Genomic DNA, 17,162 nt, shown 5'->3' with positions numbered 1-17,162 from the left:
TTTTTTTATGAGTATTATTTTACATTATTTTTTTTGGCTTGAAAATGAATGCGCTAGGAAACTTTTTTTTGATTTTATCTAAAGCCCTATCAGCTTCTAATCGCGTTCTAAAATTTCCAGCCCAAATTTTAAAGTTTGGGGTTTCATATTCCATGGTTGGTTTCCAATCTCCAAAAGATTGTGAAAATTCTTTTTCGACATTTTGTGCACCAACACGATTACCTGAATAAACTTGAATTTTATATCTCTCCGAGTCATTCTCGTTTTTGTTCATCTCTTTTTTAAGTTCCAGTAAATCATCTATTTTTTTATCTTGCCGAATAACAACAGAACCTTGTTGTTGAGCATAACTTTCAGTGATACTTAAAATGATACAAAAAACGGTTAAAATGCTAATTTTCAAATTCATTGATTTCATATTCAAAATATATTTACACAAATGTATACGATATAAACTTAATTGTGGTCTTTTTTATTATTTAGAATCCCTCTAAATTAGCAATTAACACTTCTCTAACATTTCTAAAATCGACTTTTAATATTACTTTTGCGAGAGATTTTTTTAACTGTATTTTTTTCAATTATTATATGAAAAAATCATACCAAAGTATAGAAGTTAATTTAACCAACAATATGAAACAGGTGATTCACCGTAAATTAAGTAAAAACTTTCTTCGTTTAAATTTAATTATTTTACTAGCTTTCACATCAGTTCTTTCTGCTCAAGAAGGGGATTCAGCTAAAGGAAAATCATTATTCAATGCTAATTGTGCCGCGTGTCATCAACTAGATAAAAAAATGACAGGCCCTGCTTTACGTAATGTGGAAGCGCGTTTAGCAGAGACAGAAGGTTTAGACAGAGCATGGCTTTATGCTTGGATTCGTAACAGTGCTGGTGTTATAAAATCAGGTGACGCTTATGCCAATAAAATATACAATGAGTACGGTGGTGCTGCCATGACAGCTTTCCCTCAATTTTCAGATGAGGATATTGATAATATTTTGGCGTACACCGCTGAAGAAAAAGCAGCTCCTGCGGAAGCCGGAGGCGCTAGCATTGAAGGAGGTGGAGTAACTTCTCAACCGGCTGCAGGTGTTTCAAACGATATTATTTTAGGAGCCTTAGCCATTCTGTTTGTGTTATTGGCAACGGGTTTATATTTAGTTAATAAAACCTTACGTCGTTTTGCTACGGCTCAAAATATAGAATTACCTGAAGAAACCAAAAGAACACCACTTTGGAAAGCTTTCGTACAGAATCAATTTTTAATGTTGGTAGTAGCAATTTTCTTTTTGTTATCCAGTGCCTATTTTGTTTACGGATATTTTATGCAGATAGGAATTGACCAAGGGTATCAACCAGTGCAACCTATACATTATTCCCATAAAATTCATGCAGGAGATAATGGGATTGACTGTAAATATTGTCACTCTTCAGCAAGAGTAAGTAAACATTCTGGAATTCCTTCATTGAATATTTGTATGAACTGTCATAAATCTATTTATGAGTACAATGGTGAAACAACACCTGAATACTCAAAAGAATTTTATGATGGTGAAATCAAGAAATTATACAAAGCTGTTGGCTGGGATGATGCTGAACAAAGATACACTGGTGAAACACAGCCTGTAAAATGGGTCCGTATTCACAATTTACCAGACTTTGTGTATTTCAACCACTCACAACACGTTACAGTTGCTGGTGTTGAGTGTCAAACATGTCACGGTCCTGTTGAAGAAATGGAAATTATGTACCAACACGCGCCATTAACCATGGGTTGGTGTATAAACTGTCACAGAGAAACCAATGTCAATGTAAAAGACAACGCTTACTACACTAAAATACATGAAGAATTGTCTAAAAAATATGGTGTAGAAGAATTAACAGCTGCTCAAATGGGTGGATTAGAATGTGGTAAGTGTCACTATTAATAAATTAATAAAGAAGTAATTCAATTATATAATATGTCATCAAACAAGAAATACTGGAAAAGTGTTGAAGAGCTAAACGAGAATAGCTCTATTGTTGAGACGCTAAAACAAAACGAGTTTGTAGCAGAAATACCTACTGATGAATTTTTAGGTGATAAAAAAACATTAGAGGCAACTTCTACAACACGACGCGATTTCTTAAAATACGTTGGTTTTAGCACTGCTGCTGCATCTTTAGCGGCTTGTGAAGGACCAGTAAAAAAATCAATTCCTTATGTAGTGCAACCAACGGAGATTATTCCTGGGGTTGCCAACTATTATGCAACTACTATTGCTGATGGTTTTGACTTTGCTAGTGTTTTAGTTAAAACGCGTGAAGGTCGTCCAATCAAGATTGAAAACAATACGATGGCCGCTACCAAAGGTGGTGCCAATGCCAGAGTGAACGCTTCTGTTCTTGGGTTGTATGACAGCTTAAGAGTGCAAAGTCCTAAAAAAGATGGAGAATCCATTTCTTGGGATACATTTGATGTTGAGACAACTAAAAAGTTAAATGAATTAAAAGATGCTGGTAAACAAATTGTCTTATTAACACAAACCTTTGCAAGCCCATCAACCAGTAAATTAATTGCTGAATTTTCTGAAAAATATGGTAATGTGCGTCATGTAATTTATGATGCCATTTCAGAATCTGCTGCATTGGATGCTTACCAAGCTAAATATGGTGAGCGCGCTTTAGCTAATTACGATTTTGCAAAAGCGATGACGATTGTATCTATTGGGGCAGATTTCTTAGGAGATTGGCAAGGTGGCGGATTTGATTCTGGATATTCTAAAAACAGAATTCCAGACCATGGCAAAATGTCTCGCCATATTCAATTTGAATCCAATATGTCGTTAACCGGTGCGAATGCTGACAAGCGTGTACCATTAACACCTAGCGAGCAAAAATTAGCTTTAGCTAAATTATATAGTTATGTAGTTGGTGGTTCTGTTTCTGGAAGTTTACCAGAACATATTGATAGTGCTATACTAAAGGCAGCTTCAGAATTAAAGAAAGCAGGAAGCAATGGTGTTGTAGTTACTGGTATTCAAGATGTCAATGCTCAAACGGTAGTTTTAGAGATAAACGAAGCTTTAGCAAGTAAAGCTTTCGACCCGAAAACTCCAATAAAAACAAGACAAGGTAGTGATAAAGCAGTTGCACAATTAGTAACCGATATGAAAGCTGGTAAAGTGGGTGCTATCATCATGAGTGGTGTGAATCCATTATATACCTTACCAAATGCCTCAGATTTTGCTGAAGGCTTAAAAAAAGTAGAATTATCTGTGTCGTTTTCAATGAAAGTTGATGAAACGTCTTCAGAAACTGATTATATAGCTGCGGCACCTCATTACTTAGAATCTTGGGGAGATGTAGAATTAAAGAAGGGACATTATGCATTAACACAGCCAGCTATTCGTCCGTTGTTTAATACTAGACAATTTCAAGAAGTGTTGTTAAAATGGACAGGAAACGATAGTTCTTACCATGATTATATAAAAGAGGCATGGGGAACAAGCATTTTAGGAGGAAGTTCTTTCAATAAAGCGCTACATGATGGTGTTTTTGTTGGAACAATTGCTACTGAAGTTGAGGATACTACAGAGGCCAAGGAAACTGTAGAAACACCGTCTGGAAATGCTGCAAGAGCTCTAGCTGCATCAGTAAAAGCAAGTGATGGTTTAGAGTTAACCTTATATACCAAAGTTGGTATGGGTGATGGTCAACAAGCCAACAACCCATGGTTACAAGAATTCCCAGATCCTATTACAAGAACATCTTGGGATAATTACTTAACGGTTTCTAAAGCTGATGCCGAAAAACTTGGTTTAACCAATATCAATGTTGCAAACGGAGCTTTAAATAGTAATTATGCTAAAGTTACTGTAAATGGAGTTTCAGTAACAGCTCCTGTAATTATTCAACCAGGACAAGCTAAAGGTTCGGTCGGATTAGCATTTGGTTATGGAAAAACAAAAGGTTTAAAAACCGAAATGCAAACAGGTGTAAATGCCTATCCATTATATCAAAACTTCAATAACGTTCAAAATGTAACTGTTGAAGCTGTTGGAGGCGAGCATGAATTTGCTTGTGTTCAATTACATAATACGTTAATGGGTCGTGGTGATATCATCAAAGAAACTACTTTAGAGATATTTAATACTTATGATAGAGAAGACCATGAACATGGTTGGAACAAAGTGCCTAAAGTGTCTTTAAATCATGAAGAAACTCCAGTAACGTCTCCAGAAGTAGATTTATGGGATTCGTTTGATCGTTCCATCGGGCACCATTTCAATTTATCGATTGATTTGAATGCTTGTACAGGATGTGGTGCTTGTGTGATTGCTTGTCATGCAGAAAACAACGTTCCTGTAGTTGGAAAAACGGAAGTACGCCGTAGCCGTGATATGCACTGGTTACGTATCGATAGATATTATTCATCACAAGAGTCTTTCGAAGGTGATAACGAAAAGAAAGATAACATTTCAGGTTTAGGAAGTTCATTGAGTGAATTTGGAGAAATGGAAAACCCATCCGAAAACCCTCAGGTAGCTTTTCAACCCGTTATGTGTCAGCACTGTAATCACGCACCATGTGAAACAGTGTGTCCAGTAGCTGCAACGGCTCACGGCCGTCAAGGTCAAAACCATATGGCTTACAACCGTTGTGTAGGTACCAGATACTGTGCTAATAACTGTCCTTATAAAGTACGTCGTTTCAACTGGTTCTTGTATAATGGTAATGATGAGTTTGATTATCATATGAATGATGACCTAGGGCGTATGGTATTAAACCCAGATGTGGTGGTGCGTTCAAGAGGTGTAATGGAGAAATGTTCTATGTGTATTCAAAAAACACAAAAAACCATTTTGGATGCGAAGCGTGATGGACGTGAGATTAAAGATGGTGAATTCCATACAGCTTGTTCAGCAGCTTGTAACAATGGTGCTATGGTTTTTGGAGACATTAATGATAAAGAAAGTAAAGTTGCAAAACTTAAAGAAGATAATCGTATGTATCACTTATTGGAGCACGTTGGAACAAAACCAAACGTGATGTACCAAACAAAAGTGAGAAATATAACAGAAGCATAAATCTAATTAAAGAATCAATTATATAATTATGGCGTCTCATTACGAAGCACCTATTAGAAGACCTTTAGTTACAGGGGAAAAATCATACCACGATGTAACCGTGGATGTTGCAAAACCTGTAGAAGGAAAAGCCAATAAGCAATGGTGGATAGTTTTTGGTATTGCACTAGCAGCTTTTCTTTGGGGAATTGGATGTATTATTTATACCATTTCTACCGGTATTGGAACTTGGGGTCTTAACAGAACAGTAAACTGGGCTTGGGATATTACTAATTTCGTTTGGTGGGTTGGTATTGGTCACGCAGGAACATTAATTTCTGCCGTACTTTTACTATTCCGTCAAAAATGGAGAATGGCAATTAACCGTTCAGCGGAAGCCATGACCATTTTCTCGGTAGTTCAAGCAGGTTTATTTCCTATTATACACATGGGTCGTCCATGGTTAGCGTATTGGGTACTACCAATTCCAAATCAATTCGGATCGCTGTGGGTGAATTTTAACTCACCTTTACTTTGGGACGTATTTGCGATATCAACTTATTTATCAGTATCCTTAGTGTTCTGGTGGACAGGTTTGTTACCTGATTTTGCTATGATTCGAGACAGAGCAGTTAAACCGTTTCAAAAGAAAATATATTCATTACTAAGTTTTGGATGGTCTGGAAGGGCTAAAGATTGGCAACGTTTTGAAGAAGTATCTTTAGTACTTGCTGGTTTAGCTACACCTTTGGTACTTTCTGTACATACCATTGTATCTTTTGACTTCGCAACGTCGGTAATTCCAGGTTGGCATACTACCATTTTCCCACCTTACTTCGTTGCAGGTGCGGTATTCTCTGGTTTTGCCATGGTAAATACACTTCTTATAATCATGAGAAAAGTGTGTAATTTAGAAGATTATATTACTGTACAACACATAGAATTGATGAATATTGTAATAATGATAACAGGTTCTATTGTAGGCGTAGCCTATATTACTGAGTTGTTTATTGCATGGTATTCGGGTGTTGAATACGAGCAATATGCCTTCTTAAACAGAGCAACGGGTCCTTACTGGTGGGCTTATTGGGCGATGATGACCTGTAACGTATTCTCTCCACAATTCATGTGGTTTAAGAAATTAAGAACCAGTATCATGTTCTCTTTCTTTATCTCCATTGTGGTAAATATAGGTATGTGGTTTGAGCGTTTTGTAATTATTGTAACCTCCTTGCATAGAGATTACTTACCATCTTCATGGACTATGTTTTCGCCAACATTTGTTGACATAGGGATCTTTATTGGAACCATAGGTTTCTTCTTTGTTTTATTCTTATTATACTCTAGAACATTCCCAGTGATTGCTCAAGCAGAGGTGAAAACCATTTTAAAATCATCAGGAGAGAAGTATAAAAACTTAAGAGAAGCTGGAAAAAGTTTAGTTGGTGCTGGTGCTGATGAAAGAACTTCTGGAATTGTTAAAGCTAATGTAACTTCAAATACAGAATTAACTCAAGGAGATAAATCTGAAATGACCAATTCCTTATTGAGTAGCATAGGAACATTCGATCCATCAACTCAAAAAGCAGATGATTTAAAGAAAATAAGTGGTGTTGGTCCGAAAATGGAAGAAGTATTAAACAGTATTGGTATATTTTCCTTCCTTCAAGTGAGTAAGATGACCAAAAAAGAATACGATTTGTTAGACAGTATTACGGGTTCTTTTCCAGGAAGAGCGGAGCGTGATGATTGGTCAGGACAAGCTAAAAAATTAATAAACTAGAATAGAGTCAATGGAAGCTTCAAAAGTTATTCACGCTATTTATACGGATGATGATGTATTAATGTCGGCTGTTAAAAAGGTCAAGGCAGAAAAACATCATATCGAAGAAATATATACACCGTTTCCGGTTCATGGCCTAGACAAAGCTATGGGATTAGCACCAACCCGTATTGCCATTACCTCATTTATGTACGGTTTGGTTGGATTAACAGTAGCCATTGTGATGATGAATTTTATCATGATAGAAGATTGGCCTCAAGATATTGGAGGAAAGCCAAGCTTTAGTTACTTAGAAAATATGCCAGCCTTTGTGCCTATTATGTTTGAGTTAACCGTATTTTTTGCGGCGCATTTAATGGTTATTACTTTTTATTTAAGAAGTAGAATGTGGCCATTCAAAAAGGCTGAAAATCCAGATCCAAGAACAACGGATGACCATTTCTTGATGGAAATTGCAGTTCATGGAAACGAAAACGAACTTACCAGCCTTTTAAAAGAAACTGGTGCAGTAGAAGTAAATATTATTGATAAAGAAGATGAGCATTAATATGAGAAGCTTAGTAAAAATATTAGTAATAGCATTTGTATTTGTAGCCGTATCATGTAAAAAAGATTCAGCCCCAAATTATCAATATATGCCTAACATGTACGAACCTGTTGGTTATGAAACTTATGCAGAATCCAATGCATTTGCAAATGGAGTTGAAGCACAGATACCAGCACAAGGTTCTATTCCTCGAGGATTTGTTCCTTTTGATATAGAGAACACTACAGAAGGTTACAATTTAGCTAAAGAAACTTTAAAAAGCCCTTTAGATTCTACTCAAGTAGATTTAGAAAGAGGTAAAGTTCTATATGAGATTTATTGTGGTATTTGTCATGGGAACAAAGGTAATGGACAAGGTAAGTTGGTACAACGTGAAAAAATCCTTGGTATACCAAGTTATGATGATGCTGTTAGAGCTATCAATGAAGGAAGCACTTACCACGTTATCTATTATGGGAAAAATGCCATGGGCTCGTATGCTAACCAACTTAACGAAGAAGAGCGTTGGCAAGTGGTATCCTATGTGATGAAGTTAAAAGCAGATTTAGAAAAGTAAGATTAGATAAGATATGTACACATTTTCAAATAAGTTAAGAACATTTTCTGTCATTCTGATAATATTAGGATTATTAGGTGTTGGATATGGTTTTATGACATCTCATAAATCTTTTGAAGAGGTTGAAACCTTACTTGCAGAAGAATCACATCATGGTGGTGGTCATGGTGAAGAAGCCTCACATGCTGCGCCAACTCATGATGCCCATGATGCTGCTGAATCTCATGGAGAATCTGCTCATGCCCAAGTTGATGAACATAAAAAACATGTTGAGCATGTTCAGCATCAAATAGCAAATCGTCCATGGTCTGCTTTGTATGTGGCAGCGTTTTTCTTTATGATGATAGCTTTAGGTGTTTTAGCTTTTTATGCCATTCAAATAGCATCTCAAGCGGGATGGTCTCCTGTGCTTTTTAGAGTGATGGAAGGCATTACATCTTACTTATTACCAGGCGCATTAATAGTATTAGCTATTGCAGTGGCATCTGGAACTTTAGGCCATTATAATTTATTTATTTGGATGGACCCTGAAGTAGTTGCACACGATAAATTAATTCAAGGAAAATCAGGATTTTTAAATTTACCTTGGTTTGTTATACGTGGTTTAATATTTATTGCAGGTTGGAGTTTATATCGTCATTTTTCACGTAAATTCTCTATAGCTCAAGATACTGCAGACGATAAAAGTAACTTCAAAAAGTCGTTCCGAATTTCTGCTGGTTTTCTAGTGTTTTTTATTTACACCGAATCCATGATGTCATGGGATTGGATAATGAGTGTCGATCCTCATTGGTTTTCAACATTATTTGGATGGTATGTATTTGCAAGTATGTTTGTAAGTGGTATTACAGTAATAGCTTTGATAACTATCTATTTAAAATCTAGAAATTATTTAGAATTTGTAAATGAAAATCATTTGCATGATGTGGCTAAATTTATGTTTGCATTCAGTATTTTCTGGACATACTTGTGGTTCTCACAATTTATGTTGATTTGGTATTCAAACATCCCAGAAGAAGTAACGTATTTTGTAACACGTTTCAATGATTACAAGTTGCCATTCTTAGGTATGGTGGTTATGAATTTCGTATTCCCAATATTAATGTTAATGAATGCCGATTATAAGCGTATACCTTGGTTTGTTGTTATGACGGGCTTGGTTATTTTATTTGGTCATTATATAGATATATTCAACATGATTATGCCTGCAACCGTTGGTGATAGATGGTTTATTGGAATTCCTGAAATCAGTTCCATATTACTTTTTGCTGGGTTATTCATATTTGTTGTATTTACAGCGTTAACAAAAGCTCCTTTACTAGTAAAAGGATATCCTTTTAGAAAGGAAAGTGAAGATTTTCATTATTAATTAAGATATAAATAAAGACGAACGATAACAATGACTGCTTTATTAACAATTATAATTTTAGTATTTATTTTGGTTGCCATCTGGCAAATGGTAAAGATTTTCGATTTAGCCCAAGCTAAAAGCGATAATTCTCAGGTTGCTAGTGATAAAGATAATGCCGTAAACGGATATCTAATGATGGGCTTTTTAGCATTCATTTATGTTATCACCATTATCTGTTTTGTAAAATGGGGTGATTTGCCTTTGATGTCAAACTCGGCATCAGAACATGGACCCACCATAGATAATCTGATGATTATTTCTATGATTATCATCTTTTTTGTGCAAACTGTTACACAATTTTTATTACACTATTTTGCTTATAAATATAAGGGTGAGAAAGGTAGAAAGGCCTTGTTTTTTGCTGATAACAACAAACTAGAAGCTATCTGGACCATCATTCCTGTGATTGTTTTGGCAGGTTTAATTATATACGGATTGAATACTTGGATTAGCATTATGGGTGTTGACGAAAGTGATGACCCTTTAGTTGTTGAATTATACGCGCAACAATTTAACTGGAAAGCAAGATATGGTGGAGCGGATAACACTTTAGGTAAGGCCAATGTCCGCTTAATAGATATTGATCGTGCAAACATTTTAGGATTAGATGAAGCTGACCCTAATGCTCAAGATGATGTAATTACTACAGAGTTGCATTTACCGGTGGGAAGACCTGTTTTATTCAAAATGCGTTCACAAGATGTTTTACACTCTGCTTACATGCCACATTTTAGGGCGCAAATGAATTGTGTTCCTGGTATGATTACCCAATTTGGATTTACGCCAACGGTAACCACTGCTGAAATGAGACAAAACCCAGATATTGTTGAAAAAGTAGAAAATATCAATAAAATAAGGATCGGAAAGAAAGAAGCCGTGGAAGCAAAAGGCCAAGAATTAAGATATGAGTTTGATTACTTATTGTTATGCAATAAGATTTGTGGTAAATCTCATTATAATATGCAGATGAAGATAGTAGTAGAAACTCAAGAAGAATTTGATGCTTGGATGAAAGAGCAAAAAGAATTTAAAAACTCTCTAATTAACTAATTAAAAAGATAAAAACGATATAAGATTATGTCAGCACACGCAGATACTCACGCTCACGAAGACGACCACGGACATCATCATAAAGAAACGTTTATAACTAAATACATATTTAGTCAGGACCATAAAATGATTGCTAAACAGTACCTGATCACTGCAACGATTATGGGTGTGATAGCGGTTGTCCTTTCTATGATGATGCGTATGCAACTCGCATGGCCAGAAGAACCTAATGTAATTTTTGAAGCTTTATTAGGAAAATGGGCTCCAGATGGTGTAATGGATGCTGATATTTATTTAGCATTGGTTACTATTCATGGTACGCTTATGGTATTTTTTGTTTTAACAGCTGGATTGAGTGGAACATTCAGTAACCTTTTGATTCCATTACAAATTGGTGCACGCGATATGGCTTCAGGTTTTTTAAACATGATTTCCTATTGGTTATTCTTTTTATCAAGTGTCATAATGATTATCTCATTATTTGTTGAAGCTGGACCTGCAGCAGCCGGTTGGACGATATATCCACCATTAAGTGCTTTACCAATGGCCCAAGGAGGCTCTGGTATGGGTATGACCTTATGGTTAGTCTCGATGGCTATATTTATTGCTTCATCACTTTTAGGATCGCTTAATTACATTGTAACAGTTATTAACCTGCGAACAAAGGGGATGTCTATGACAAGATTACCTTTAACTATTTGGGCATTTTTTATAACAGCCGTCATAGGTGTAATTTCTTTCCCAGTATTATTATCTGCGGCCTTGTTGCTAATCATGGATAGAAGTTTTGGAACCTCTTTTTTCTTGTCAGACATATTTATTCAAGGTGAGGTACTGCATTATCAAGGTGGTTCACCTGTATTGTTTGAACACTTATTTTGGTTCCTTGGTCATCCTGAAGTATACATTGTACTTCTACCTGCATTAGGTATAACCTCCGAGATTATTGCTACAAATTCTCGTAAACCTATTTTTGGTTACAGAGCCATGGTTGCTTCCATTTTAGCTATAGCATTTTTGTCAACCATAGTTTGGGGTCATCACATGTTTATTTCAGGTATGAATCCATTTCTAGGATCTGTGTTCACATTCACTACCTTATTAATTGCAATTCCATCAGCTGTAAAAGCCTTTAACTATATCACAACGCTTTGGAAAGGTAATCTACAAATGAACCCTGCCATGTTATTTTCCATTGGTTTGGTATCAACTTTCATTACAGGTGGTTTAACGGGTATTATTCTTGGAGATAGTGCTTTGGATATTAATGTTCATGATACCTATTTTGTGGTAGCTCACTTTCATTTAGTAATGGGTATATCTGCACTTTATGGAATGTTCGCTGGAATCTACCACTGGTTCCCTAGAATGTTTGGAAGAATGTTAAATAAGAATTTAGGATATATACATTTTTGGGTGACAGCCATAAGTGCTTATGGTGTATTTTTCCCTATGCATTTTATAGGAATGGCTGGTTTACCACGTCGTTATTATACTAATAGTAATTTTCCTTTATTTGATGATTTAGCTGATGTGAACGTTGTGATTACTATTTTTGCCGTTATTGGTGGAGTATTTCAAATAGTATTTCTTTGGAATTTCTTTTACAGTATTTTTTATGGTAAAAAAGCCGAGCAAAATCCATGGAAATCTAATACGCTTGAATGGACCGCACCGGTTAAACATATCCATGGTAACTGGCCAGGTGAAATCCCTCATGTACACCGTTGGGCTTACGATTATAGTAAACCGGGACATGACAATGATTTCGTGCCTCAGAACATTCCATTAAAGGATGGAGAAGAAGAACTGCAGCATTAATTTTATAGACATACACTAAAAAAGCCCACCTGAAAAGGTGGGCTTTTCTGTTTAAAAGCATATTTTTTCGATAAAATGTAAAAAAATTACATAAAAATCGATGAAATACAAAAAAATCAGTTAAATTGCACCTATAAATAATTTAGTCTATAAGGTTTCCCTTAATCTTATATTTAAATTTAGTTATAAGTAAATGCTATTAAACAATAATAAATTAACCAAATCTATGAAAACAAAACCCCTTTTTGGGGTAACAAAATCTTTTGTTACCCTTATGACGGTTTTTCTATTGGCAATTTTTTCAATGCATGCGCAATGTCCGATAGTAACCAACTCTTCGCCGCCACCTATATGTGATGCCTCTGGTTATACTTTTGCCGATTTAAGTTCAGATTATGCAACTGATGGTGGTAATGGTATAGTATGGTATAGTTTGGCAAGTGGAGGTGTTCCCTTTAATAACTCCCAATTGGTGCGTGATGGTCTTACTTATTATGCGGATGACAATTCTGGATCTTGTGGAGTTAGACAATCTATAACAATAGATTTTCAAGTTAATCCTTCGGGAGATAATTTAGACAAAATTTATTGTAGTAATGAAAACAGAACAATTCAAGATTATATCGACGAGGTACTTTTACCAAGTTTTCCATTAGGGGTAACATCAGTTGAAATATTCTACGATTTAAGTTTAACTATTCAAGCGAATACTACAGATACTTTATCTGTTGGAGGAACTAACCTATATATTGTTTTTATAGATGGTTCTAATTGCAGAAGTCAAATAGAACTTGCTCAGGTTGGTGTTTTTAGCTCACCTGCTGATCCAACACCTGCTAACCCTCAAGCTTTTTGTTCGGATACCAACCCCACAATTGCTGATTTAAATCCTGGAACCACAGCAACCAATTACAGTTGGTACAATAATGTTGATGTTTTTGGAGACCCAATTCCTCCTGTTCTTGCATCTACCACCCCGTTAGTAAATGGAAATACTTATTACATTCAAATCAATGATGTTTTTTGTACAAGCAATGCAGTTCCAGTGATGGTTGAAGTAGATGATCCAGTTGATGCGGGTAACTCAGAAGCCTTAGAATATTGTAATGATAATTTACCAGCACCATTAAATTTGTTTGACGAATTAACGGGTACTCCAGATATCACAGGAACTTGGAAAGGTCCTGTTCCAACTTCAAATGGTCACTTAGGAACAGTTGATATTTCATCATTAACCACTGCTGGAACATATACTTTTACATATACTGTATTAAGTAATAATGCATGTCCAAATGCTACTTCTAATATTACAATAACTGTTTTTGAAACATTAACATCGGGAACTCCGTCCCTGATAAATCCAGAATCGTTTTGTGAAGCTAGTTTACCAGTTTCTTTTGATTTGTTTACATTGATCGAAAATTATGATACTGGTGGACAATGGACACAAGGGACATTAAGTACAGACCCCGTAGTTACAAGTCCTTTAGATTTAACGGGTTTTATACCTGGAACTTATAATTTTACTTATTTTCAAAATTTGTTACCGAATCCTTGTCCTGAAGAATCAACTACAGTTCAAGTTATTGTGTTGGCAGATCCTAATGCAGGAGTTGCCATAAACCAAGTATTTTGTGAAAATGAATTGGCTGCAAATTCACCTTTTGATTTGTTTAATGCTTTAGATGGTTCTCAAGATGACAACAGTGGAACTTGGACAGATTCAAGTAACAATGTTATTTCAAATTCTTTAGATTTAACTACGCTTACAATTTCAGGCAGTCCATATACCTATAATTATACCATTGATAATGGCATATGTTCTGATACAGAAGCCATAACAATAACTATTGAACCTGCCCCTGAATCGGGTATTGCTAATCCACCAGTAGAATTTTGTGAAGGAGCTGCACCATCAAATTTTAATTTATTTGATTTACTAACAGGTGAAGATCAAACAGGCACATGGAATGATGACAATGCTTCAGGAGCTTTAACAGGCAACACTGTTGATTTATCAGGATTAGCCGCAGCTACTTATAGCTTTACTTACGACGTAACAGCTATTGGAAGTTGCGACGATGTAAACGTAACGGTAAGTATTATAATCAATCCGTTACCAAATACAGGTACGCCAACTAATGCGACATTTTGTGAAAATGATTTAGTAGCCAATTCACCATTAGATTTGTTCGGACAATTATCTGGAACCGTTGATGCAGGTGGTATTTGGAATGACGATAACACATCAGGAGCTTTATCAGGAAGCAATTTAGATTTAACCATATTAACTATTGGTTCATATAATTACACATATAGCATTACAGATGCCAATGGATGTACAAACAGCAGTACTGTGACTGTTACTATTGAAGATGCCCCTGAATCGGGTATTGCTAATCCACCAGTAGAATTTTGTGAAGGAGCTGCACCATCAAGTTTTAATTTATTTGATTTACTAACAGGTGAAGACCAAACAGGCACATGGAATGATGACAATGCTTCAGGAGCTTTAACCGGCAACACTGTTGATTTATCAGGATTATCCGCAGCTACTTATAACTTTACTTACGATGTAACAGCTATTGGAAGTTGTGACGATGTAAACGTAACGGTAAGTATTATAATCAATCCGTTACCAAATACAGGTACGCCAACTAATGCGACATTTTGTGAAAATGATTTAGTAGCCAATTCACCATTAGATTTGTTCGGACAATTATCTGGAACCGTTGATGCAGGTGGTCTTTGGAATGACGATAACATATCAGGAGCTTTATCAGGAAGCAATGTAGATTTAACCATATTAACTATTGGTTCATATAATTACACATATAGCATAACAGATGCCAATGGATGTTCAAACAGCAGTACTGTGACTGTTACTATTGAAGATGCACCAGAATCTGGTACTCCTAATTCACCTGCCGAATTTTGTTTGGCCGATATAACAACGGGTCAAACTTATAATTTATTCGACTTGTTAACAGGTGAAGACCAAACAGGAATTTGGAACGATGATAATGCTTCAGGAGCATTAACGGGAAATACGTTAGCACTTGATGTGCTAACCCAAGGAACATTCAATTTCACATTTGATGTTACTGCTATTGGTAGTTGCGATGATGTTAATGTGACGGTGAGTATTGTTATTAATGATACTCCAGCTCCAACAGTATCATCAACTCAAGAATTTTGTGATACCGCAACGGTAGCGGATTTGGTAGCCACAGGAACAGCTATCCAATGGTATGATGCTGCGACGGGCGGAGCAACATTAGCTGGCTCGACAGTTTTAATAGACGGCCAAACCTATTATGCGACACAAACCGATGCCACAACAGGTTGCGAATCCTCAGTAAGAACCCCAGTTTTAGCAACTATATATATTTCTCCTAATGCTGGAGCTCAAAATATAACACCCATTGTGGCCTGTAATAATGATAATAATATTGATTTATTTACAGGTTTGGATGGCACACAAGATGCCGGAGGAATTTGGAACAATGATAACGCTATAGGATCGTTATCCGGGAATATTTTTGATTCTACAGGAGTTTCAGCGGGAACTTACAGTTTTACTTATACAGTCGTGGCCTCTGCGCCATGTCTTGACGATAGCGAAACGATAACTATCACCATTGAAGAACCTTTAAGTGCAGGAACAGATGGTGCTCCATTAGATTTATGTAGCAACAATGGAACGGTAGATTTATTTACGCAATTAGGTGGAACTCCAGATGTTGGAGGAACATGGTCACCTGCATTAGCAAGCGGAACGGGAGTTTTTGATCCCTTGGTAGATGCAGATGGTACTTATTCCTATACAGTAGCCAACGCTTGCGGAACCAATACTAGTAATGTAGTTGTTACAGTTACTTTAGCTCCAAATGCAGGTACAGATAATTCAGTAGCATTATGTAGGATTGATGCACCAATAGATTTATTTCTGTCGTTAGGAGCTGCTGCTCAAAGTGGCGGAACATGGTCACCAGCATTAGCTAGTGGCACGGGTATTTTCGATCCTGCCATTGATGCACCAGGAGTATATACTTATACGGTAAATGCAGTTACACCCTGTGCTCCAGATTCAACAGCAGATATCATAGTTATTGTTGATGATACACCAACACCTCCAGTTACAAATAGCAATCCAGAATTTTGTGCTGCCGATGTACCAATTGTGTCGGATTTAAATAGCCTAATAAGTTCAACAGGGACGATAAACTGGTACCAAGATGCTGCTTTAACCTTACCACTAAATGGCTCAGAGGCTCTTGTTGATGGAGAAGATTATTTTGCAACACAAACGAATAGTACAGGTTGCGAATCATCGTCATCTGCTCAAATAAACGCTATTGTAAATGATTCCCCAACACCAATTTTATTGAATCCAGCACAGGAATATTGTATTAATGATGACCCAACAATCAATGATTTGACATCTAATTTAAATTACAATTCAGCCCAATATAACGTGGTTTGGTATGATTCCGATATTGGTGGTGCAACCGTATCTGGAAGCATGACGTTAACAAATACAACGTATTATGCTGCTTTGATTGATATTACTACAGGGTGTGAAAGTAGCATTCGATTATCGGTTACACCAAATGTGACAGCATGTGGTCAACTACAATTACCAGATGGGTTCTCGCCAAATGGTGATGGTGTTAATGACACATTTGATGTTGATAATCTAGCCATAATATATCCAAATTTTGAAATTGAAATTTACAATCGTAATGGAAATATTGTTTACAAAGGAAATGCCAACACCCCTAGGTTTGATGGGACATCCAATCAATCTAGAGTCGTTGCTAAAGGCAATTTACCAGTAGGGGTATATTTCTACATTTTCAGATTTAATGATGGTGTAAACAACCCAGAGCAAGGACGCTTATACTTAAGCAGATAATTTATAGATAAAGCAAAATTTAGA

Annotated in this window: 10 protein-coding genes; 9 read left to right on the top strand and 1 reads right to left on the bottom strand. The window is 36.1% G+C overall.

Translation table 11 applies throughout. The features are described from left to right. Positions 1-19 precede the first annotated feature (19 nt). The gene (locus ABD963_RS01125; protein ID WP_345275096.1) at positions 20-409 is read right to left on the bottom strand and encodes an SPOR domain-containing protein; all 390 of its coding nucleotides are present in this window, start codon (positions 407-409) and stop codon (positions 20-22) included. Between the two features lie 224 nt (positions 410-633). Between ABD963_RS01125 and ABD963_RS01120 the strand changes: the two genes are divergently transcribed. The 9 genes from ABD963_RS01120 to ABD963_RS01080 all read left to right on the top strand — a co-directional run bounded on the left by ABD963_RS01120 (position 634) and on the right by ABD963_RS01080 (position 17,138). Next, positions 634-1,932, top strand: coding sequence for a c-type cytochrome (locus tag ABD963_RS01120; protein ID WP_345275930.1), 1,299 nt, complete (start codon positions 634-636; stop codon positions 1,930-1,932). Between the two features lie 33 nt (positions 1,933-1,965). Beyond that, positions 1,966-5,073, top strand: a complete 3,108-nt coding sequence (locus ABD963_RS01115; protein ID WP_345275095.1) for a TAT-variant-translocated molybdopterin oxidoreductase — start codon at positions 1,966-1,968, stop codon at positions 5,071-5,073. A 28-nt stretch (positions 5,074-5,101) separates the two neighbouring features. Next, entirely contained in the window at positions 5,102-6,835 is a 1,734-nt protein-coding gene (nrfD, locus tag ABD963_RS01110; protein ID WP_345275094.1) for an NrfD/PsrC family molybdoenzyme membrane anchor subunit, read from the top strand. Between the two features lie 10 nt (positions 6,836-6,845). Next, on the top strand, positions 6,846-7,382 hold the full coding sequence (locus ABD963_RS01105; RefSeq protein WP_345275093.1) for a DUF3341 domain-containing protein: 537 nt from the start codon (positions 6,846-6,848) through the stop codon (positions 7,380-7,382). Position 7,383: 1 nt separating this feature from the next. After that, positions 7,384-7,938: a c-type cytochrome gene (locus tag ABD963_RS01100; protein ID WP_345275092.1), complete on the top strand. Its 555-nt coding sequence runs from the start codon at positions 7,384-7,386 to the stop codon at positions 7,936-7,938. 13 nt (positions 7,939-7,951) lie between these two features. Continuing rightward, positions 7,952-9,307, top strand: a complete 1,356-nt coding sequence (locus ABD963_RS01095) for a quinol:cytochrome C oxidoreductase (protein WP_345275091.1) — start codon at positions 7,952-7,954, stop codon at positions 9,305-9,307. A gap of 30 nt (positions 9,308-9,337) precedes the next feature. Beyond that, positions 9,338-10,399, top strand: coding sequence for a cytochrome c oxidase subunit II (locus ABD963_RS01090; RefSeq protein WP_345275090.1), 1,062 nt, complete (start codon positions 9,338-9,340; stop codon positions 10,397-10,399). Positions 10,400-10,426: 27 nt separating this feature from the next. After that, complete coding sequence (locus ABD963_RS01085; protein ID WP_345275089.1) at positions 10,427-12,220, top strand: cytochrome c oxidase subunit I; 1,794 nt, start codon at positions 10,427-10,429, stop codon at positions 12,218-12,220. A 226-nt stretch (positions 12,221-12,446) separates the two neighbouring features. Beyond that, positions 12,447-17,138, top strand: coding sequence for an Ig-like domain-containing protein (locus ABD963_RS01080; protein WP_345275088.1), 4,692 nt, complete (start codon positions 12,447-12,449; stop codon positions 17,136-17,138). Positions 17,139-17,162 lie beyond the last annotated feature (24 nt).

It is taken from the genome of Litoribaculum gwangyangense, assembly GCF_039543505.1.
Taxonomy (GTDB): Bacteria; Bacteroidota; Bacteroidia; order Flavobacteriales; family Flavobacteriaceae; genus Litoribaculum; species Litoribaculum gwangyangense.
This window is presented reverse-complemented; position numbering and strand designations above follow the sequence as displayed.

Bases quoted from the DNA above. Each gene is read 5' to 3' on its own strand.
- ABD963_RS01085 (WP_345275089.1), top strand. From the start codon at position 10,427: ATGTCAGCACACGCAGATACTCACGCTCACGAAGACGACCACGGACAT.
- nrfD (WP_345275094.1), top strand. From the start codon at position 5,102: ATGGCGTCTCATTACGAAGCACCTATTAGAAGACCTTTAGTTACAGGG.
- ABD963_RS01125 (WP_345275096.1), bottom strand. From the start codon at position 409: ATGAATTTGAAAATTAGCATTTTAACCGTTTTTTGTATCATTTTAAGT.
- ABD963_RS01090 (WP_345275090.1), top strand. From the start codon at position 9,338: ATGACTGCTTTATTAACAATTATAATTTTAGTATTTATTTTGGTTGCC.
- ABD963_RS01100 (WP_345275092.1), top strand. From the start codon at position 7,384: ATGAGAAGCTTAGTAAAAATATTAGTAATAGCATTTGTATTTGTAGCC.
- ABD963_RS01120 (WP_345275930.1), top strand. From the start codon at position 634: ATGAAACAGGTGATTCACCGTAAATTAAGTAAAAACTTTCTTCGTTTA.
- ABD963_RS01080 (WP_345275088.1), top strand. From the start codon at position 12,447: ATGAAAACAAAACCCCTTTTTGGGGTAACAAAATCTTTTGTTACCCTT.
- ABD963_RS01095 (WP_345275091.1), top strand. From the start codon at position 7,952: ATGTACACATTTTCAAATAAGTTAAGAACATTTTCTGTCATTCTGATA.
- ABD963_RS01105 (WP_345275093.1), top strand. From the start codon at position 6,846: ATGGAAGCTTCAAAAGTTATTCACGCTATTTATACGGATGATGATGTA.
- ABD963_RS01115 (WP_345275095.1), top strand. From the start codon at position 1,966: ATGTCATCAAACAAGAAATACTGGAAAAGTGTTGAAGAGCTAAACGAG.